Here is a 19814-nt window from a genome sequence, read left to right as displayed (position 1 = left end):
GGGTACCGTCGTGCGGTGTGAGCCAGTTGCGCATCGCCACCTTCAACCTGTTGCACGGTCAGCCGCTCGCGCCCGACGGCGCCCCGCGGCCCTACCCGGTCGACGCGGGCGGGCCGCTGGCCGAGGCGGTGACCGCGCTGGACGCCGACGTGCTGGCCCTCCAGGAGGTCGACCGCTACCAGGCCCGCTCGGGCGGCACCGACCAGAGCGCGGTCGCGGCCAAGGCGATGGGCGCCGCCGACTGGCGCTTCGCCGCGGCGCTGCACGGGCGCCCGGCGCCGGTGGCCGGCTGGCTGCCGGACCCGTCGACGCCCGGCGGCCTGCGGGTGTACGGGCCCGCCGAGGTGGGCGACGAGGCCGCGCCCTCGTACGGGACGGCGCTGCTGACCCGGCTGCCGGTGCTGCACTGGCGGGCCCGCCGGTTCGCCCCGGCGCCGTTCGGGCTGCCGCTGCGGGTGGCCGGGCGGCGCGGGCTCACCCCGGTGCCGGACGAGCCGCGGGCGGCCCTGGCGGCGGTCCTGGAGGGCGACCGCGGTCCGTTCACCGTGGTGGCGGCACACCTGTCCTTCGTGCCCGGCTGGAACATGGCGCAGCTGGCCGGCATCCGGCGGTGGATCGCCGACCTGCCGCAGCCGTACCTGGTGCTGGGCGACTTCAACCTGGTCGGCGCGGTGCCGCGCACGGTGCTGGGCGGGGCGACCGCGCTGGAGCGCACCGCGCCGCGGGTGCGGGTGCGGGAGCTGCGGGCGGCCCGCCGGGCCCGGCCGGCGCTGGCCGGGCCGCGCCGACGGCGGGTGCGTGAGCCGCGCCCCCGGCTCCAGGGCTGGTACGACCTGGCGCGCACCCCGACCTACCCCTCGCACCGCCCGGCGGTGCAGTTCGACCACGTGCTGGCGGTCGGGGTGCCGCGCACCGCGGTGGGGCCGGCGGCGGCCCCGCGCGCGGGCGTGTCAGACCACCGGCCGCTGCTGGTCGAGGTGTCGCTGTAGGGCCTGTCCGACAATTCGCGCCCGGCGGGTGTCAGACAGGCCCTGAAGCTCAGCGCCTGGTCAGGACGCCGTTCTGCTGGGGCAGGTGGGCGGTCTGGGCGGGCGGCTGGTCGGGGTCGTACTGGAGGAGCAGCATCGCCGCGTCGTCGCCGAGCTGGCGGCCGACGTGGCGCACCACGTCCTCGTGCAGGCGCCGCAGGACGTCGGCCGGGCGGCCGTCGGCGCAGCGCGGGAACCGTTCGGCGAGCGGGTAGAAGGCGCCGGTGCGGTCGCGGGCCTCGATCACGCCGTCGGTGAACAGCAGCACCCGGTCGCCGGGGCGCAGCGGCACCCGGTGCACCGGCGGCCGCACGTCGGCCGGGTCGAGGACGCCCAACGGCGGTACGGTCTCGGCGAGTTCGAGCGGCCTCACGGCCTCGCCGGCGCGCAGCAGCAGCGGCGCGGGGTGGCCGCAGTTGACCAGCTCGGCGGCGCCGTCGGGGCCGACGCCGATCAGCACCAGGGTGACGAACTCCTCCTCCACTCCGGGGTGGTCGTTCTCGTGCAGGGCCCGGTCGAGGCTGACGGCCAGCCAGCCGGCCACCTTCTCCAGCGCGGGCTCCTGGTGGGCGGCCTCGCGGAACGCGCCGAGCACGGCGGCGGCGGTCTCCACCGCGCCGAGGCCCTTGCCGCGCACGTCCCCGACCACGGCCCGCACGCCGTGCCGGGTGTGCACCACTTCGTAGAGGTCCCCGCCGATCCGGGCGTGCGCGGCGGCGGCCTCGTAGTGGACGGCCGCGCGGACGGTGCCGACCCGCTCGGGGACGGGCCGCAGCAGCACCCGGCGGGCGATCGAGGCGACCAGCTGGGCGTCGGCCAGGGCCCGTTCCTGCCGCAGCCGCAGGGTGGCGCTGACCCAGCCGATCGCGGCGACCAGCAGGACCGCGATGACGCTGGCGGCGTGCACGGACTCGCCGAGCGCGTCGCCGCGGAAGGCCATCAGGAAGGCCACCGCCTCGGTGCACAGGCCGATGACCAGCGGGTACCAGGTCCGGCGGCTGACCACGGCGGCCAGCGCGGGGACGGCGGTGAGGGCCGGTTCGACCGTCACCTCGGTGTTGCTGACGTAGTCGAGGGCGACGATCAGCGCCATGCCGATGAACGGCAGCGCGAGCGCCGTCCTCGGCCAGGTGCCGGTCGCGCCCGGAGCGGGTCCCGGGGTCGGCCCGGTGAACCGCTCTCTGATCCATCCGGTCGCGCTCAACTTCGGTCTCTCCAGCAGAAGACGCCGATGCCCTTGGGCACCTGCGGTGATGACTGAGGGTTGGGGAATGCGGTCCTTGCTGGCGGCCGGAGTACGGGGGTTGACCGGTTACCGACCCCACAATAGGCGCGAAACGTGCACGACGCACAGGTTTCGGCCCTTGTCGTGATGACTTGGATGCTCTCCGTGACTCATTCTTCACTGTTCCCGATCAGGAGCCGTTCCAACTCTTTTCGGTCGGGAAGTCCTGTCGGACGCTCGATCCGCCCGCTGCGGACGTACAGGAACGAAGCCGTGACCTGCTCCGGCTCGACGCCCGCCAGTTCGGCCCAGGCGATCCGGTAGACCGCCAGCTGCAACGGGTCGGCGGTCTCCTCCCGGTGGGTCTTCCAGTCCACCACTTCGTAGCGTGACGCACCACCGGATCCTGACGTCGCGTCATCGTCCCGGTAAACCGCGTCGATCCGGCCGCGCACCACCCGCCCCCCGAGCACCAGCTGGAACGGTGCCTCCACCCGGTGCGGCCGGCGCTGCGCGTACGGGGTGCGCAGGAACGCCTCCTTGAGCCGCTCCAGGTCCTGCTCGTCCTCGATGCCGTCCTCGTCGGCGCCGGGCAGCGCCCCGGGCTCGATCAGCAGCAGCGGCTCGATCCGGGACTGCACCCAGGCGTGGAAGCGGGTGCCCCGGCGGGCGGCCGGCTGCGGCGGGCGCGGCATCGGCCGGGCCAGGTCGTGCGCGAAGCCGTCCGGGTCGGCGGCCAGCCGCAGCAGCTGGGTCGCGGACAGCGCGGCGGGCAGCGGCACCTCCCGCACACTGCGCCGGGAGCGCTCCAACTCGCCCAGCAGCGCGGTGAGATCGCGGTCCCAGGAGGCCACCTGCCGCTGGTCCTCGACGGCCATCGGCTCCGGTTCCGGGGTGGGTACGCCGGCGAGGCGGGCGTGCACCACCTCGGCGACCCGGCGGCGGGCGTGCTGCGCGGCCGGGTCCAGCGGCAGCGGCCAGGGGCGCTCGGCCGGGGCGGCCAGCGCCGGGTTCTCGCTCCCCTTCTCGGGCTGCTCGGCCCACTGCTCCACCTCGCCCGCGCCGGGCCGCTCGCAGTGCTCGCGCAGCTGCTCCAGGAAGGCGGACGGGCCGCGGACGGTCTTCTGGCTCGGCCCCCACCAGTGGCCGGAGGCCAGCAGCAGCGCGCGCGGCCGGGTGAACGCCACGTAGCCCAGGCGCAGTTCCTCGGTGCCGGAGTGCTCGGCGAGCTGCTGCTTGAACGCGGCCATGGACTTGTTGTTCCACCCGCCGCGCACGTCCGGCAGGGTGGCCGCGTCGCCGCGCAGGGCGTGCGGAAGCACCCGCTTGGTGCTGGTCCAGCGTTCGCGCGGGGTGGCGGACGGGAACGCGCCCTTCACCAGCCCGGGGACGGCGACCACGTCCCACTCCAGGCCCTTGGACTTGTGCGCGGTGAGCACCTTCACGGTGTCCTCGCCGCCGGGCAGGCCGGCGTCCAGGCCGCGGTCGTACTCCTGGGCGGCGCGCAGGAAGCCGAGGAAGGCGGCCAGGCCGGGATCCCCGTCGAGGTCGGCGAAGGAGGCCGCGACGTCCAGGAAGGCGTGCAGGGTCTCCCGCCGGCGGGCCGCCAACGCCTGCGGGGAGGCGGCGAGTTCGACCTCCAGGCCGGTGACCGCGAGGACCCGGTGCAGCACGTCCATCAGCGGTTCGGCGAGCGAGCGGCGCAGCTCGCGCAGCTCCCGGGCGAGGCGGGCGAAGCGGACCCGGGCCTCGGCCGAGAACGGCAGCTCGTCGTCCTGGTCCGCGTCGAGGAAGGTCTCCAGCGCGTCGGCCAGCGAGACGGTCTCGGTGGGGTCGGCCTCGGCGACGGCGGCGGCCAGCGCCTCCACGCCCTCGGGCCGGTCGGTGCGCACCAGCTCGGCGGCGCGGCGGCCCAGCAGCGCCAGGTCGCGCGGGCCGATCCGCCAGCGCGGGCCGATCAGCAGCCGCACCAGCGCGGCGTTGGCGGTCGGGTCCTGGAGCACCTCGCAGACCGCCACCAGGTCGGCGACCTCGGGCAGCTGAAGCAGCCCGCCCAGGCCCACCACCTCGACCGGCACCTCGCGGGCGACCAGCGCCGCGTGGATGTCCGGGAAGGCCGCGCCACCCCGGCACAGCACCGCGATCCGGCCGGGCGCGGTGCCGGTGCGCACCAGGTGGGCGATCGAGTCGGCGAGCCAGTCGACCTCCGCGGCGTGGGTGGGCAGCAGCGCCGCCCGGACGTAGCCGTCGAGTTCGGCGCCGGGGGCCGGGCGCAGCGCCTCGACGCCCTCGTGCATCGCGCGCAGCGGCGCGGCCAGCTCGTTGGCGAAGGCGAGCAGCCGCCCACCGCTGCGACGGTTCTCGCTGAGCGCGTACCGGGTGGCGGGGCGGGCGCCGGGCCCGGCGAAGTGCCGGGGGAACTCGTCGAGGTTGGCGACGGAGGCGCCGCGCCAGCCGTAGATCGCCTGGCAGGGGTCGCCGACGGCGGTGACCGGGTGGCCGGTGCCGGCGCCGAAGAGTCCGGCGAGCATCAGCCGCTGGGCGACCGAGGTGTCCTGGTACTCGTCGAGCAGGACGACCCGGAAGTGGCCGCGCAGCTGCTCGCCGACCTCGGGGCGCTGCTGGGCGAGCCGGGCGGCGGCGGCTATCTGGTCGCCGAAGTCCATCAGCCCGGCGGCCTGCTTGCGGCGCCGGTAGTCCTCGACGAGGCGCAGCAGTTCCAGCCGGGCCCGGGCGGTGACCGGCACGGCCCGCAGGTCGTCGTTGCTCAGTCTGGCGGTCGCGAGGGTGTCGAGCAGTTCCTCGTCGTGGGCGCGCAGGGTGTCCGGCTCGACCAGGTGTTCGGCGAGTTCGCCGTCCAGGGCGATCAGGTCGGCGACCAGGTTGGCGAAGGTGCCGGTGAGCGCCGGGAACGGGCCGCGGGCGGTGCGCAGCACCTTGGCGGCGAGCTGGAAGCGGGTCGCGTCGGCGAGCAGCCGCACGTCCGGTTCGATGCCGATCCGCAGGCCGTGCTCCTTGAGGAGGCGGCCGGCGAAGGCGTGGTAGGTGGAGATCTCCGGTTCGCCGAGCGGCTCGGCGTCCTCCCGGTCGACGACCCCGGCTCGCAGCAGGGCCGCGCGGACGCGCTCGGCGAGCTCGCCGGCGGCCTTGTTGGTGAAGGTGAGGCCGAGCACCTCCTCGGGCCGGACGGCGCCGGAGCCGACCAGCCAGACCACCCGGGCGGCCATCACCGTGGTCTTGCCGGAGCCGGCGCCGGCCACGATCACGGCCGGTTCCAGCGGGGCGCCGATCGCCGCCATCTGCTCCCGGTTGAACGGGATGCCCAGCAGCTCCTTGAGCTGGTCGGGATGGCTGAGCACGGCGGTCACCCAGCAACGTTAACCGGAACGGCGGACAACCTTCGTCCGACGATCTTCCCCGGCCGGGCTACTCGACCAGCTGCGCGCCGTCCCGCTGGGCGGAGCAGCTGCGGCGGAAGGCGCAGCGGTCGCAGCCGCCGCCGGTCTGCGGGACGAAGCGTTCGGCGAGGACCTTCCCGGCGGCCTCGGCGAGCAGGTTCTCGATCCACGGCTCGCCCTCGGGCGGCTCCTGCCGCTGCACCTTGGGCGCGTCCTGGGCGGCCTTGGCGGCGGGTTCGCGCAGGTGGACGAGTTCGGCGCCGCCGGTGGCCGGCGGGCGGTGCGCGAAGCCGGGCAGTTCGTTGAGCGCCCCGGCCCGGACGGCCAGCTGGTAGACGGCGAGCTGCTTGTGCTCGGGCAGGGACTTGTCGGTGGGGATCTGCTTGCCGGTCTTGAAGTCGACCACGTAGGCGCGCCCGGCCTCGTCCTTCTCGACCCGGTCCATCGAGCCGCGGATGCGCACCGAGACGCCGCCGACGTCGAGGACGACGTCGAAGCCGTGCTCGGTGGCGACGAGGTCGCGGCCGCGTTCGAGGACGTGCCAGTTGAGGAAGCGCTCCAGCGCGGCGCGGGCCTCGGTCTTCTCCTGGTGGGACTTCCAGGGCGCGTCGAAGGCCAGCGCGTCCCAGACGGTGTCCAGGCGTTCCATCAGGACGGCGAGGTCGGCGGGGGCGCGGCCGGAGCCGACCTCGTCGGCGAGGGCGTGGACGACGTTGCCGAAGCCCTGGGCGGCGGAGCCGGCGCCGTGCGCCTTGACCTCCTTGTCGAGGAACCACTGCAGCGAGCAGTTCTCCAGCTGTTCGAGGCCGCTGCCGGACAGCCGCACCGGCAGATCGGCGCTGCGCAGCGGCTCGGGGGCGGACGTCGGGTCGTCCAGGCCCCACCAGCGGTCGGGGTGGGCGGCGGGGACGAGCGGCAGGCCGTCCTCGTCGGTGGCGGCGGCGAGGACGGCGAGGCGTTCGGCGGCGGCCCGGCGCAGCTCGGGCGAGCGGGCGGGGTCGACGGTGACCGCGCGCAGTTCGGCGACCAGGGCGGCGACGGACAGCGGGCGGCGCGGCCGGTGGGTGACGTCCTCGACGGTGACCGGCGGGGTGCGGCGCACCGTCCGCCCGGTCCGCGGGTCGACCTCCTCGCGGTAGAGCTCGCGCAGGAAGCGGGAGGGTTCGTCGCCGTCGTCGGCGGGCGCCTTGACGGCGGTGACGATCAGCCGGTCCTTGGCGCGGGTCGCGGCGACGTAGAAGAGGCGGCGTTCCTCGCCGAGCAGGGCGGCCGGGGAGAGCGGTTCGGCGAGGCCGTCGCGGCCGATCCGGTCGGCCTCCAGGAGGGAGCCGCGGCGGCGCAGGTCGGGCCAGAGGCCGTCCTGGACGCCGGCGACGACGACCAGGCGCCACTCCAGGCCCTTGGCGCGGTGGGCGGTCATCAGCCGGACGGCCTCGGGGCGCACCGCCCGCACGGTGAGGGTGTCGGCGGCGATGTCCTGGGCCTCCAGCTCGGCGAGCAGGTCGAGGGCGCCGCGGTGGCCGGCGACCTGTTCCTCGGCGCGGGCGGCGGTCTCGAACAGCGCGCACAGCGCGTCCAGGTCGCGGTCGGCGTTGCGGCCGGCGGCGCCGCCGCGCAGGGCGGCGCGTTCCAGGCGTTCGCGCCAGCGGCGGCTGCCGTCCCACAGCTCCCAGAGCGCGTCCTCGGCGGTGCAGCCGCCGGCCAGCAGCTCGCGGACCTTGCGCAGCAGCACGCCGAGGTCGCGGGCGCGCCTGGCGCCGGCGGGGTCGAGGGCGATCAGCCGCTCGGGTTCGGCGAGGGCCTCGCGGATCAGCTCGCCGGCCGGGCGGGGGACGGCGGGGTTGCCGTCGGCGCGCAGCGCGGCGCGTTCCTCCTCGCGCAGGGCGCGGCCGAGGCGGCGCAGGTCGGCGCCGTCGAGGCCGCCGAGCGGGCCGGTGAGCAGCGCGTGCGCCAGGTCGACGGTGAGCGGGTCGGGCACGTCGGGGTCGCCGTGCCGCTCCCGCAGGCCCTGTTCGGCGCAGACCCGCAGGGCGAGCAGCAGCTGGGCGACGGCCGGCTCGTCGCGCAGCGGCAGGTCGTCGCCGTCGATCTCCAGCGGGACGCCGGCCGCGCCGAGCGCCCGCCGGACGCCGGGGATGGAGCGGGCGCCGGCCCGGACCAGGACGGCCATCTCGCCCCAGGGCACGCCGTCCTCCAGGTGGGCGCGGCGCAGCAGGTCGGCGATCGAGTCGAGTTCGGCGCCGGGGGTCGGGTAGGTGTAGACCTCGACCCGGCCGCCTTCGCGGGAGGGCAGCAGGGCGCGGTGCTGGGCGAGTTTGTCGGCGGGCAGCCGGCCCATCGGCATCCGGCGGGCGACCTCCCGGGAGGCGGCGAGCAGGACGGCTCCGGAGCGGCGGGAGACGCGCAGCACCTTGACCTCGGCGGGGCTGCCGTCGGCCTGCCGGAAGGTGTCCGGGAAGTCGAGGATGCCGTTGATGTCGGCGCCGCGGAAGGCGTAGATGGACTGGTCGGGGTCGCCGACCGCGACGAGTTCCCGCCCGCCGCCGGCGAGCTGGCGCAGCAGCCGGACCTGGGAGGGGTCGGTGTCCTGGTACTCGTCGACGAAGACCACCTCGTAGCGCCGGCGCAGGTCCTCGGCGACCTCGGGGCGTTCGGCGAGCAGGACGGCGCGGTGGACGAGTTCGGCGTAGTCGAGGACGCCGCGCAGGTCGAGCACGTCGAGGTAGTCGGCGAGGAAGTGCGCGGCGGCGGCCCAGTCGGGGCGCTGGACGCCCTGGGCGAAGCGTTCCAGTTCGGCCTCGCCGAGGCCGAGTTCGCGGCTGCGGGCGAGGACGGCGCGGACCTCGTCGGCGAAGCCGCGGGTGGTGAGGCAGGCGCGCAGGTCGAGCGGCCACCGGATGGTGCCGACGCCGAGCCGGGCGTCCTCGGCGCCGCCGGCCAGCAGTTCGCGGACCATGACGTCCTGCTCGGGGCCGGAGAGCAGCCGCAGCGGTTCGGCGTAGTCCTGCGGGTCCTGGTGGGCGCGCAGCAGGGCGTAGCTGAAGGAGTGGAAGGTGGTGGCCTGGGGGGCGGCGGCGGTGGCGCCGAGGCGGCCGGACATCCGGTCGCGCAGTTCCGTCGCGGCCTTGCGGCTGAAGGTGAGGACGAGGATGCGTTCGGGGTCGGTGCCCTGCTCGATCCGCCGGGCGACCGCCTCGACCAGGGTGGTGGTCTTGCCGGTGCCGGGCCCGGCGAGGACCAGCAGCGGGCCGCCGGTGTGCTCGACCACGGCACGCTGGTACTCGTCCAGCACGGGCGGGGCGGGCTGGACGAGCGGGCTGCGCACGAGCCGGTAGGGGGAACTCACGGACAAGTCCTGAACGTAGTGCTGCGGAGCATGGCCGGGCGGGCCCGCCGGGGCCCGCCCGCATCGAGCCTACGATCCTGCCCCGTCAATCCCGTCCGTGCGGAGTGTTCGCCGGAATTCCCCGCCCGTCCCAGCGGGCCCGGCGGAGGTCGACCCGGGGCGGGTCGGCGAGCTCGCGCAGCGGGGTGCCCTCCTCGCCGTAGTGGGCGAGGGCGCGGTGCTCGTGGCCGGGCAGCAGGCGGCCGTCCGCGCGGATCACCCGCCACCAGGGCACCGAGCCGCCGTACAGGGCCATCACCCGGCCGACCTGCCGGGGGCCGCCCTGGCCGAGGTACTCGGCAACGTCCCCGTAGGTCATCACCCGGCCGGGTGGAATCCGCTCGGTCAGGTCGAGCACCAGTTCGGCGAAGGCGGGCAGGGCATTTTCCGGGCCGTCCTGTGTTACGTCCGTCACCTGCGGCATTCTTCCTTACAGGGGCCGCACCCCGGCCCCGTACGAACGATCCGCCGCGCCCGATCCGGCCCCTGTCCCGCACGGGGGGCCGGGGCATGCCACCATCTTCGGGGCGGTGAGTGGTGATACGAGGACAAGACCAGATGACCGGGACGGCTGACGTGGGCGTGGACAAGGGCTCCGACGAGTCCGCCGCCGACGTGCCCGCCGCTGCCGGCGGTGAGCCCGTGACCGGGCCGACGCCGGAAGTGTCCCTGATCAAGGACCTGACCATCAAGACCCCTCGCCCGAACGGCTCCACGAACGGCGCCGCCAACGGGTCCGCGAAAGGCTCCGCCGACGGGTCCTCGAACGGGTCCGCCAACGGGTCCGCCAACGGGTCCGCCGGCCGCCGCGGCGAGAAGGGCGGGGAACCGGAGCCGGAGCCGGCACCGGCCGCGCACGACCCGCTGGACGACACCCCGCACCTGGACGTCGACGAGCCGCTGCTCGCCGCCCGGGCGCACCGCCCGTCCGACCTGATCCGCTTCCTGGCCGGCGTCTTCGGGATAGTCGCCGTCTTCGTGCTGGCCGGCATCGCCACCTCGACCACCACCGGCATCGAGAAGGACATCTCCGACAACGCGCCGCACTTCTCCGCGGTGCTCTCCACCATCACCGGCCTGCTGTCCAGCGTCGCGGTGCTCGCCGTGCCGCTGGCCTTCGCGGTCGAGCGGCTGATCAAACGCGACGGCCTGCGGGTCGCCGACGGCGTGCTCGCGTCGGTGCTCGCCTACGGCGTCTCGCTGGGCATCGACTGGTGGGTGGCCGAGGGGGCCTCCGAACAGATCCGGGACGCCCTGACCCGGCTGCCGATGAACAGCAACGGCACCCTCACCGACCCGGTGCACGGCTACCTCGCCCCGGTGATCGCCTACATGACCGCGGTCGGCATGTCGAGCCGACCACGCTGGCGGGTGGCGCTGTGGGTGGTGGTGGTCTTCAGCGGGGTCACCGAGCTGCTCGGCGGCTACACCACCCCGCTGTCGCTGCTGCTCACCGTCCTGATCGGCTGGTCCGTCGCCTACGGCACCCTGTACGCGATCGGCTCGCCGAACATCCGGCCCACCGGCAAGCACCTGATGATCGGCCTGCGCAAGGTCGGCTTCACCCCGGACAGCGCGCACCTCGCCCCGGACGCGCCCGGCGGCACCCGCCGCTACTACGTCACCCAGCAGAGCGGCCCGCCGCTGGACGTCCACATCATCGACCGCGAGCAGCAGGCCTCCGGCTTCTTCTACCGGGCCTGGCGCCGGCTGCGGCTGCGCTCGGTGGCGGTGCGCCGCAGCCCCCAGTCGCTGCGCCAGGCGCTGGAGCAGGAGGCGCTGATCGCGTACGCGGCCGCCGCCTCGGGCGCCCGCGCGCCGCAGCTGGTCGCCACCTCCGAGCTGGGCCCGGACGCCGCGATCCTGGTCTACGAGAACGTCGAGGGCCGCCCGCTGGACGAGCTCGCCGACGAGGAGGTCACCGACCAGGTGATGGCCTCGCTCTGGGAGTCGGTGGCGGCCCTGCACGAGCGCCGGATCGCGCACCGCCGGCTCACCGGCGAGTCGCTGCTGGTGGTGGACGGCAAGACGGCCTGCCTGGTCAACCTGTCCGGCGGCGACATCGCGGCCACCGACCTGACGCTGCGCATCGACGTCGCCCAGCTGCTCACCACCTTCGCGCTGCGGATCGGCCCCGAGCGGGCCGTCGCCACCGCCAACGCCGTCCTCGGCGCCGACCGGGTGGCGCAGGCACTGCCACTGCTCCAGCCGGTCGGGATGAGCCGCTCCACCAGGATCGACCTGTCGAAGCTGAGCAAGGAGCGCAAGGCCGCCGCCCGGGCCAGGGCGCTGGAGCAGGTCGCGGCCGGCGAACGCACCCAGGAGCAGGCCGAGGAGGACATCGCTGCGGCTGGCGAGGACCTGCTGAGCCGGATCCGCGGCCAGATCCTGCAGATCGCCCCCGAGGCGCCGATGGAGCCGGCCAAGCTGGAGCGGCTGAAGCCGAAGAGCCTGATCATGGTGATCGCGCTCACCTTCGCCGCCTACCTGGCGCTGACCACCATCAAGCCGGCCCAGCTGAAGCTCTCCCAGATGAACTGGGGCTGGGCGGCGCTGGCGCTGGCGGCGGCCGCCTTCAGCTACGTCGCCGCCGCGATGAGCCTGACCGGCTTCGTCCCGGAGAAGCTGCCGTTCCGGCGCACCGTGGCCGCCCAGCTGGCCGGCTCCTTCGTCAAGCTGGTCGCGCCCGCCGCGATCGGCGGCATCGCGCTCAACACCCGCTACCTGCAGAAGGCCGGCATCCGCTCCGGCCAGGCGGTGGCCTCGGTCGGCGCCTCCCAGCTGGCCGGCCTGGCCGGGCACCTGCTGCTGCTGTTCAGCTTCGGTCTGATCACCGGCAGCCAGACCAACGGCGACCTCTCGGCCTCCCGCGCGGTGATCATCGGGGTGCTGACCGCCGCCGTGCTGGCCCTGGTGGTGGCGGCGGTGGCGCCGCTGCGCCGGTTCGTGCTGGGCCGGCTGCGCTCGCTGTTCTTCGGCGTGGTGCCGCGGATGCTCGACCTGATGCAGACGCCCAGCAAGCTGATCACCGGCTTCGGCGGCATCCTGCTGCTGACCCTCTCGTTCACCGCCTGCCTGGACGCCTCGGTGCAGGCCTTCGGCGGCGACATCAGCTTCTCGGCGGTCGCGGTGGTCTTCCTGACCGCCAACGCGGCCGGCTCCGCGATCCCCACCCCGGGCGGCATCGGCCCGGTCGAGGTCGCGCTGATCGGTGCCCTGACCGTCGCGGACGTGCCGCCGGCGGTCGCCACCCCGGCGGTCTTCCTCTACCGGGCGCTCACCTTCTGGCTGCCGGTGCTGCCGGGCTGGATCTCCTACAACGTGCTCCAGCGCCGCGGCGCGCTCTGAGCGCCCGAAGGCTCCGAGCGCACGAGCTCCGGGCGCACGAAAAGGGGCCCGCCGCACGGCGGGCCCCTTCCACGTCTCGGATCTCTAGTAGACCGGCTTGTGCGGCTCGATCTGGTTCACCCAGCCGAGCACGCCGCCGCCCAGGTGGACGGCGTTGGCGAAGCCGGCCGCCTTCACCACGGCCAGCACCTCGGCCGAGCGCACGCCCGACTTGCAGTGCAGCACGATCTTGCGGTCCTGCGGCAGCTTCTCCAGGGCGTCGCCCATGAGGAACTCGTTCTTCGGGATCAGCACCGCGCCGGGGATGTTGACGATCTCGTACTCGCCGGGCTCGCGGACGTCGATCAGGAAGATGTCCTCCTCCTCGTCCTGCCACTGCTTGAGCTGCTTCGAGGTGATGGTCGACCCGGCGGCGGCGGCCTGCGCCTCCTCCGACACGACGCCGCAGAAGGCCTCGTAGTCGATCAGCTCGGTGACCGTCGGGTTCTCCCCGCAGACGGCGCAGTTCGGGTCCTTGCGGACCTTCACCTGGCGGTAGTTCATCTCCAGGGCGTCGTAGATCATCAGCCGGCCGACCAGCGGGTCCCCCACGCCGGCCAGCAGCTTGATGGCCTCGGTCACCTGGATCGACCCGATGGACGCGCACAGCACGCCCAGCACGCCGCCCTCGGCGCAGGACGGGACCATGCCCGGCGGCGGGGCCTCCGGGTAGAGGCAGCGGTAGCAGGGGCCGTGCTCGGCCCAGAACACGCTGGCCTGGCCGTCGAAGCGGTAGATCGAGCCCCACACGTAGGGCTTGCCGAGCAGCACCGCCGCGTCGTTCACCAGGTAGCGGGTGGCGAAGTTGTCGGTGCCGTCCACGATCAGGTCGTAGCCGGAGAAGATCTCCATGACGTTGGAGTTGTCGAGGCGCTCCTCGTGGAGGATCACGTCGACGTAGGGGTTGATCTCCTTGACCGAGTCCCGCGCCGACTCCGCCTTGGAGCGGCCCACGTCCGACTGGCCGTGGATGATCTGGCGCTGGAGGTTGGACTCGTCGACCACGTCGAACTCGACGATGCCCAGCGTGCCGACCCCGGCCGCGGCCAGGTACATCAGCGCGGGCGAACCCAGGCCGCCGGCGCCGACGCACAGCACCTTGGCGTTCTTCAGCCGCTTCTGCCCGGCCATGCCCACGTCGGGGATGATCAGGTGGCGGGAGTACCGGCGGACCTCGTCAACGGTGAGCTCGTCGGCCGGCTCGACCAGGGGTGGCAACGACACGGGGACTCCGATAGGTGTCTGATTCGGGTGGCCAGGGCCAACCTCTAACGGGCTTGTTGCTCCGCCACGCGGGTGGCTCTCTACGCCAACAGTGTCATGCCCGCCCGCTATTCCGAGACACCCCGTCCGATGGGCGAGACGGGCGACGTCGGATCGTGGAACCGCCCGGCCGACCCCGAACGACGCCCCGGCCCGGTGACGACGGGCCGGGCGCGCCCCCGGCGATCCGTCACACCCGGCAGGCCGTCTCCAGCCAGACGTCCCCGAGCGACTCCTCCAGCGGCACCTGTGTCCGCCAGCCGAGACGGTCCCGGGCGGTGCGCACGTCCGCCTGCCGCCACGGCACCGGCTCCCCGGCCGCCACCCGGCCCTCCGGCCGGGGCCCCTCCGGGCGGTGGCCCGGCAGGTGGTGGCCCGGAAGGTGGTCGACGGACGGCCCGCCGGCCTGCGCGGGCAGCAGGACCTGCCGGTTCTCCTCGACGATCGCCCCCTCGAAGCCGGACGCCCGGACCAGCAGCTGGGCCGCGTCCCGGGCCCGGACGGCGTGCCCGCTGCCGATGTTGATCACCCCGGTGGCGGCCGACACCGCCGCCGCCTGGATCGCCCGCGCGACGTCCCGCACGTCCACGAAATCCCGGTATCCGGACAGGTCCGGCATCCGCACCTGGGACTCGTCCCGCTCCAGCGCCCGCCGCAGCCCCTCCGCGAGCCGCCCGAACAGCGAGGCGGTCGGCGCCCCCGGGCCCACCACGTCGAACACCCGCAGCACCGCCGCGTCCAGCCCGGAGGCCAGCACCAGCTCCGTCCCGGCGAGCTTGGACACCCCGTACGGGCCGACCGGCCGCGGCTCGGCGTGCTCCGACACCGGCACCCCGCCCGGCACGGGGCCGTACTCGGCCGCCGAGCCGACGTGCACCAGCCGGGCCGGCTCCCGGCTGCGCCGGATCGCCTCGCAGACGGTGGCGACGGCCAGCGTGTTCGCCCGGATCAGGGTGCGCGAGCTGCCGTAGGTGGCGCCCGCGCAGTTGATCACCACCTGGGGCGCGACCGCGTCCAGGAAGCGCGCCAGCGCGCCCGGACTGCCGGTGGTCAGGTCGAAGCGGATGTCGGCCGAGTCACGCCGGCCGAGCACCGTCACCTGCAACTCCTGGTCCATGAGCAGACGATCGGTCACCCGGCGGCCGATGAAGCCGTCGGCGCCCAGCAGCAGCACCCTCATCGGGGGCGTCCTTCCACGAAGCGAGGTCGGGAGCGACCTGGCGGACTGAAATCAACAACGGTGGAACGGGATCGAGCGGGGAACGGGGTCGAGCGGGGAAGGATCAGCGGTGCGAGCCGGCCCGGCCGAGCACCGTCCAGGCGTACGCCAGCAGCACGGCCGCGACCGCGCCGCCGCCGAGCAGGGCGGCCGACCGGCCGGAGTGGCCCAGCCCGAACAGCGCCAGGGTCGCCGCCGGACCGGCCAGCGCGCCCAGCGCGGCGGCCGTCGTCCGGCCGCAGCGGGCCAGCAGCGCGGGCAGCACCAGCAGCAGGCCCAGCACGCCCTGCGCCGCCCACTGCGCGGTGCCGGCCCGCTCGGCGGCCTGGTGCAGCAGCCCGCCGACGGGGCCGGGGCGGGGCGCGACGACGGTCAGCACGGCGAGGGCGGCGAAGCTCAGCACCGCGAGCACCGCCAGGTGCAGTGCGACGGCCACCGGCAGGACCGGCCGCATCCGGGCCCGGAACTCGGCCAGGGTGCCCGCCGCCGCGAGGTGGCCGCGGCCGACCTGCCGGTACCAGCGGGCCGCCCGCTCGGCCGACCCGGCCGACACCGCCGCGGCCAGCACCAGCGCGGCGGTCAGCCGCTCGTCCTCCGCCGTGACCGGCGGGAGCAGCAGCAGCGCGGCCAGGCCCAGCCCGTACCCCACCGCGGCGAGGGCCCGCGCCGGGCGCCACCGGGGGCCGCTGCGCGGCGGCGCGGTCCGTGCCGGGCCCAGGGCGTCCGCCGGGGCGGCGGTGAACGGCGGGGGCGGTGCGGCCGGCGGCTCCGCGGTCAGCACCGGGACGAGCACCAGCGGCACGGCGGCGGACAGCAGCACCGGCCAGCGGGCGCCGAGCGCGGCCACCGCCGCGCAGGGCAGCGCCGCCAGCGCGGCCGCGGTGAGGCTCGCCCGGGCGGCGGCGCCGCACTGGCGCTCGCGGCCCCGGTCCGGCGCGGGCGGGCGGCGCGGCACCCGCGCGTACAGCTCCTCGGCGAGCGAGAACAGGTCCGCGTGCCGGCAGCGGGCGGCGGCCGCCGGGCCCAGCCCGGCCTCCTCCAGCCCGGCGGCGATCTCCAGCGGGTCGACGGCCCGCTCGCAGAGTTCCCGGTGCTCGGCCATCACCTCGCGCACCGGGTCGCCCACCGGGCGTCCGGGGCTGCCGACCGCCGCGCCGCCGGACATCAGACCGCCTCCGCGAGGGCGCCGGGCCGGTCCTGCGCGCCGGCCTCACCGCTCTCGTCCGCCGCTGCCCCGGGGGTGCCGGATGCGGAGCCGGAGTCGTCCGGGTCCGGGCGCGGCCCGTCCGCGAGCCAGTACTCGGCGGGCCGGGCGAACGGCCGCGGCGCCCGCCCCACGGCGTCGCCGCGCCCGCCGTCGGGGAAGGCCGGGTACTGCGAGACCAGCTCCAGGTAGATCTCCCGGAAGGCGCCGATCACCGGCTCGACGGCGAAGCGTTCCTGCGCCCGCAGCCGTCCGGCCAGTCCGAGCCGGGCCCGCCGCTCCTCGTCGCGCAGCAGGGCCAGGCAGGCGCCGGCCAGCGCCTGCGGGTCCCGCGCGGGCACCAGCAGCCCGGTCGGGCCGACCACCTCGCGGGCCACCCCGACGTCGGTGGACACCACCGCGCGGCCGCTCAGCATCGCGTCCGCGAGCAGCCGGGGGCGGCGCTGGGAGAGCGCCGAGAAGACGGCCACCGTGCCGCCCTCCCAGGCCTCGGCGAGCGAGCGGGGCCGTCCGGCGAAGTCCACCGCCGGGGCCACCCCGAGCCGCTCGGCCACCGCCGCGCAGTGCGCCCGGTAGCCGGGCGCCGCCTCCTCGCCGTGGATCGTCAGCCGGGCCTCGGGCAGTTCGGCGCGGACCCGGGCGAAGGCGTGCAGCATCAGTTCGGTGTCCCGGCCCGGCTCCAGGGCGCCCGCCCAGACCAGGGTCGGCGTTCTCGGCTCCGGTCCGGCCGCCGCCCGGGCCACCGCGGGCGTGCCCTCGTACACCACCCGGGTGCGCGCCGGGTCGGCCCCGCAGCGGCGCTGCCACTGCTGGTCGTGGGCGCTGCCCGGGGTCAGCACGGCGGCCTGCCGGTAGGTCTCCTCGGTGAGCGCCCGGAAGAACGCCAGCAGCAGGGCCCGGACCGGCCACCGGTACGGCGCCTCGCGGTAGCCGAGGTACTGCTCGCGCAGGTGCAGGCCGTGCTCGGTGACCACGAACGGCACCCCGTGCAGCTGCCGGGCCACCAAGGCGGGCAGCGCCGCCGGTCCGCCGCCGACCACGTGGCACAGGTCGGCGGCGCCGAGGCCGCCCGGTCCGGTGCCGTACCAGGGGGCGGACAGCGGCCGCAGGCACTGCTCCAGCAGGTCCGCCGCGACCAGGACGTCGCAGAGCAGCGGCTGCCCGGCCGAGGTGTCCGCGCCGGGCCGGCGCCAGACCCGCTCCAGGGTGCGCCGGGCGTGCGCGGAGGCCAGGAAGGCGGGCAGCGCGCCGTCCTCCCGGGCGAGCGCGGCCAGCCGGTACAGCCCGGGCCCGAAGGAGGCCCGCTCCCCCGGCATCACCAGCGCCCCGACCAGTTCCTCGTACGCCCGGGCGTACTGCCGTCTGCGCAGCGCGCCCGGTGCCCGGCCGGCCGGGCGGCGCCCCCACGGGGCCAGTTCGCGCACCCCGTGCCAGACCGGCGGGAGCGGTTCGCCGGGGCCGCCGGAACCGCCCGGCCCGGTGAGCAGGTACAGCTCGAAGGCGTGCTCCGGCAGGCCCTCGGCGAGCCGGTCGCACCAGGCGGTGGCGTCACGCCGGGGATCCGGACGGGCACCCTCGGTGAGCAGGGCAACGCGCACGGGAGACCTCCTTTGTCGCTCCCCTTCGCAGGGGCTACGTCGCTGCCCCGTCCAGGGGCTCCAGAAGCCGCGGGGCCGCACGCCGGGACCCTTGCTCCGGCCGCCCGCCGACTGCTGCGACGTCCACGGCCTCCCCCACACCTGTTCGGTCCGGCAGCAGAAAGGTAGGACCGCCCCTCGGCGATCCATCGGTCACATGCCTGGTTGCCACCTGAACGAGTGAAACGGCGTGACCTCGCCCCGAAGCGGGCCGTTACCGCCGGACCGGCCCGCCGGCCGCCCGCTACCGGGGGGCCCGCTACCGATCGGCCAGCTCGATCAGCTCGCGGACGGCCCGGGCCACCTGGTCGGGGTGCTCCATCATCGCGACGTGCCCGGAGTCCGGCAGCACCAGCAGCCGGGCGTCCGCGAAGGCCGCGCAGGCCCGCCGGGCGGAGCGGTAGGCGACCAGCTTGTCGCGCAGCCCGTACACCAGCAGCACCGGCGCCCGCACCTGCTCGGCCTGCCGCCACAGCGCCTGGTCGCCGCGCTCGGTGTACGCCGAAACGATTCCGCGGGCCGAGCCGATCAGCGCCTGCATGGCGTGCGGCACCTCCAGCCGGCGCCGGTACTCGGCCACCGCCTCGGCCCGGGTGTCCGCGGAGAGGCTGGACGGGTCGCCGTAGATCAGCCGCAGCAGGTCGTCGGCGGCCTGCTCGGCGCCGCGCAGACCGGCCGGGAGGTGGCGCACCAACGTGGGGACCCCGGGCAGTGCGAGCAGCGCGGTGGACCAGGCGGTGTGCTGCGGGGGCAGTTCGGGCAGGGCGGGCGAGACCAGGGTGAGGGTGCGGACGAGGTCGGGGCGCAGCGCCGCGAGCCGGACGGCGACGGCGCCGCCGAGCGAGTTGCCGAACAGGTGCACCGGCCCGCGCCCGGAGGCCTCCAGGTAGCCGATCACCGCGCGAACGTGGCCGTTGACGGTCAGGTTGCCGTCGAGCGGCGGCTCGGAGCGGCCGAAGCCGGGCAGGTCCACGGCCTCGGCGTCGACCTGTCCGGCGAGGCGGTCCATCAGGGCGGTCCAGTTGGCGGCCGAGCCGCCCAGCCCGTGCACGAACAGTCCGGGCTCGCGGGTGTGGGCTCCGCCGTCGGCGGACGGCCGGTGCACCGCGAGCACCGCGCCGGGGACCTCGACCGTACGTACCTGCTGCTCAGCGCTGCTCATGGTGGACGATGGTAGTGAGCTCCGGCCCACGGCACCCGGGGACGGCCGGGCCGTCCCATCCCTCGTCACACCACTGCCGATGCCGAGGTCAGCGCCGTATTGTGGGCTCCTGACAAGGAGACCGTCCGCTTTTCTCGTTCGCACCGAACGCGGACACGGTTACCGAAAAGTAGAATCGGCCCTCTTGCCAGCCCCGAACAACCCCGAAGTGAGGAGCGCCGTGACGGCCATCCAGGAGGCGCAGGAGCGCCCGCGCGGTGCCCGCCTGCCGCGAAGCGCCCGCCGCGAACAACTGCTCGGTGCCGCCCAGGAGGTGTTCGTCGCGCAGGGCTACCACGCGGCCGCCATGGACGACATCGCCGACCGCGCCGGGGTCAGCAAGCCGGTGCTGTACCAGCACTTCCCCGGGAAGCTGGAGCTCTACCTGGCGCTGCTGGACAAGCACTGCGACGCGCTGGTCGAGTCGACCCGCGAGGCGCTGTCGACGACCACCGACAACAAGCAGCGGGTGGCCAACACCATGGAGGCGTACTTCAACTACGTCTCCAGCGAGTCGGGCGCGTTCCGGCTGGTCTTCGAGTCGGACCTGACCAACGAGCCGGCCGTGCGCGAGCGGGTCGAGCGGGCCTCCGAGGCGAGCGCGACGCTGGTCAGCAAGGTGATCGCGGAGGACACCGACCTGCCCGAGGCGGAGTCCAAGCTGCTCGCCGCGGGTGTCTGCGGGCTGGCCCAGATCACCGCCCGGTACTGGCTCTCGCAGGGCCTGGAGATCCCGCGCGACGAGGCCGTCCGGCTGGTCGCCAGCCTGGCCTGGCGCGGGCTGAAGGGCTTCCCGATGCACCCGGGCGGCGAGGGCGGGGAGGCCCCGTCCGCGTAGGGGTGATCGACCGACCTTCGCGTTCGCGG

Annotated in this window: 12 protein-coding genes; 3 read left to right on the top strand and 9 right to left on the bottom strand. The window is 75.3% G+C overall.

Annotated elements, in window-relative coordinates; all coding sequences use genetic code 11:
• The first annotated feature begins 17 nt into the window (after positions 1 to 17).
• Positions 18 to 989 (top strand): endonuclease/exonuclease/phosphatase family protein, encoded by a 972-nt coding sequence (locus ABTY15_RS16205; RefSeq protein WP_350587479.1) that lies wholly within the window; start codon positions 18 to 20, stop codon positions 987 to 989.
• Between the two features lie 49 nt (positions 990 to 1038).
• On the opposite strand, the gene ABTY15_RS16200 is transcribed toward ABTY15_RS16205, so the two are convergent.
• From ABTY15_RS16200 to ABTY15_RS16185, 4 genes are all read right to left on the bottom strand, one after another.
• The gene (locus tag ABTY15_RS16200; protein WP_350587478.1) at positions 1039 to 2232 is read right to left on the bottom strand and encodes a PP2C family protein-serine/threonine phosphatase; all 1194 of its coding nucleotides are present in this window, start codon (positions 2230 to 2232) and stop codon (positions 1039 to 1041) included.
• 191 nt (positions 2233 to 2423) lie between these two features.
• Positions 2424 to 5621 carry an ATP-dependent helicase gene (locus ABTY15_RS16195; protein WP_350587477.1) on the bottom strand — a complete coding sequence of 1066 codons (3198 nt, stop codon included), beginning with the start codon at positions 5619 to 5621 and terminating at the stop codon, positions 2424 to 2426.
• 58 nt (positions 5622 to 5679) lie between these two features.
• The gene (locus tag ABTY15_RS16190; protein ID WP_350587476.1) at positions 5680 to 8997 is read right to left on the bottom strand and encodes an ATP-dependent helicase; all 3318 of its coding nucleotides are present in this window, start codon (positions 8995 to 8997) and stop codon (positions 5680 to 5682) included.
• An 85-nt stretch (positions 8998 to 9082) separates the two neighbouring features.
• Positions 9083 to 9460 carry an MGMT family protein gene (locus tag ABTY15_RS16185; protein ID WP_502893508.1) on the bottom strand — a complete coding sequence of 126 codons (378 nt, stop codon included), beginning with the start codon at positions 9458 to 9460 and terminating at the stop codon, positions 9083 to 9085.
• A gap of 134 nt (positions 9461 to 9594) precedes the next feature.
• Between ABTY15_RS16185 and ABTY15_RS16180 the strand changes: the two genes are divergently transcribed.
• Positions 9595 to 12384 (top strand): flippase-like domain-containing protein, encoded by a 2790-nt coding sequence (locus tag ABTY15_RS16180; RefSeq protein WP_350587474.1) that lies wholly within the window; start codon positions 9595 to 9597, stop codon positions 12382 to 12384.
• An 84-nt stretch (positions 12385 to 12468) separates the two neighbouring features.
• On the opposite strand, the gene moeZ is transcribed toward ABTY15_RS16180, so the two are convergent.
• The 5 genes from moeZ to ABTY15_RS16155 form a co-directional block, all read right to left on the bottom strand.
• Entirely contained in the window at positions 12469 to 13647 is a 1179-nt protein-coding gene (gene moeZ / locus ABTY15_RS16175; RefSeq protein WP_350587473.1) for an adenylyltransferase/sulfurtransferase MoeZ, read from the bottom strand.
• Positions 13648 to 13876: 229 nt separating this feature from the next.
• Positions 13877 to 14866 carry an NAD-dependent epimerase/dehydratase family protein gene (locus ABTY15_RS16170; protein ID WP_350587472.1) on the bottom strand — a complete coding sequence of 330 codons (990 nt, stop codon included), beginning with the start codon at positions 14864 to 14866 and terminating at the stop codon, positions 13877 to 13879.
• Between the two features lie 103 nt (positions 14867 to 14969).
• Positions 14970 to 16070, bottom strand: a complete 1101-nt coding sequence (locus tag ABTY15_RS16165) for a hypothetical protein (protein ID WP_350587471.1) — start codon at positions 16068 to 16070, stop codon at positions 14970 to 14972.
• Positions 16070 to 17707 carry a DUF3492 domain-containing protein gene (locus ABTY15_RS16160; RefSeq protein WP_350587470.1) on the bottom strand — a complete coding sequence of 546 codons (1638 nt, stop codon included), beginning with the start codon at positions 17705 to 17707 and terminating at the stop codon, positions 16070 to 16072. The genes ABTY15_RS16165 and ABTY15_RS16160 overlap by 1 nt, the downstream gene beginning before the upstream one ends.
• 298 nt (positions 17708 to 18005) lie before the next feature.
• Positions 18006 to 18908 (bottom strand): alpha/beta fold hydrolase, encoded by a 903-nt coding sequence (locus ABTY15_RS16155; RefSeq protein WP_350587469.1) that lies wholly within the window; start codon positions 18906 to 18908, stop codon positions 18006 to 18008.
• A gap of 220 nt (positions 18909 to 19128) precedes the next feature.
• On the opposite strand from ABTY15_RS16155, the gene ABTY15_RS16150 reads away from it, so the two are divergent.
• Positions 19129 to 19785, top strand: a complete 657-nt coding sequence (locus ABTY15_RS16150; RefSeq protein WP_350587468.1) for a TetR/AcrR family transcriptional regulator — start codon at positions 19129 to 19131, stop codon at positions 19783 to 19785.
• The last annotated feature ends 29 nt before the right edge of the window (positions 19786 to 19814 follow it).

This window comes from Kitasatospora sp. NPDC097643 (assembly GCF_040302625.1).
Taxonomy (GTDB): Bacteria; Actinomycetota; Actinomycetes; order Streptomycetales; family Streptomycetaceae; genus Kitasatospora.
Note: the sequence above shows the minus strand (reverse complement) of the source record. Positions and strands in the feature narration are given on the sequence as shown.

What these genes read in the sequence shown, in the direction of transcription:
- ABTY15_RS16185 (WP_502893508.1), bottom strand. Translation starts at nt 9,460, where the DNA reads ATGCCGCAGGTGACGGACGTAACACAGGACGGCCCGGAAAATGCCCTG.
- ABTY15_RS16180 (WP_350587474.1), top strand. Translation starts at nt 9,595, where the DNA reads ATGACCGGGACGGCTGACGTGGGCGTGGACAAGGGCTCCGACGAGTCC.
- ABTY15_RS16170 (WP_350587472.1), bottom strand. Translation starts at nt 14,866, where the DNA reads ATGAGGGTGCTGCTGCTGGGCGCCGACGGCTTCATCGGCCGCCGGGTG.
- ABTY15_RS16165 (WP_350587471.1), bottom strand. Translation starts at nt 16,070, where the DNA reads ATGTCCGGCGGCGCGGCGGTCGGCAGCCCCGGACGCCCGGTGGGCGAC.
- ABTY15_RS16155 (WP_350587469.1), bottom strand. Translation starts at nt 18,908, where the DNA reads ATGAGCAGCGCTGAGCAGCAGGTACGTACGGTCGAGGTCCCCGGCGCG.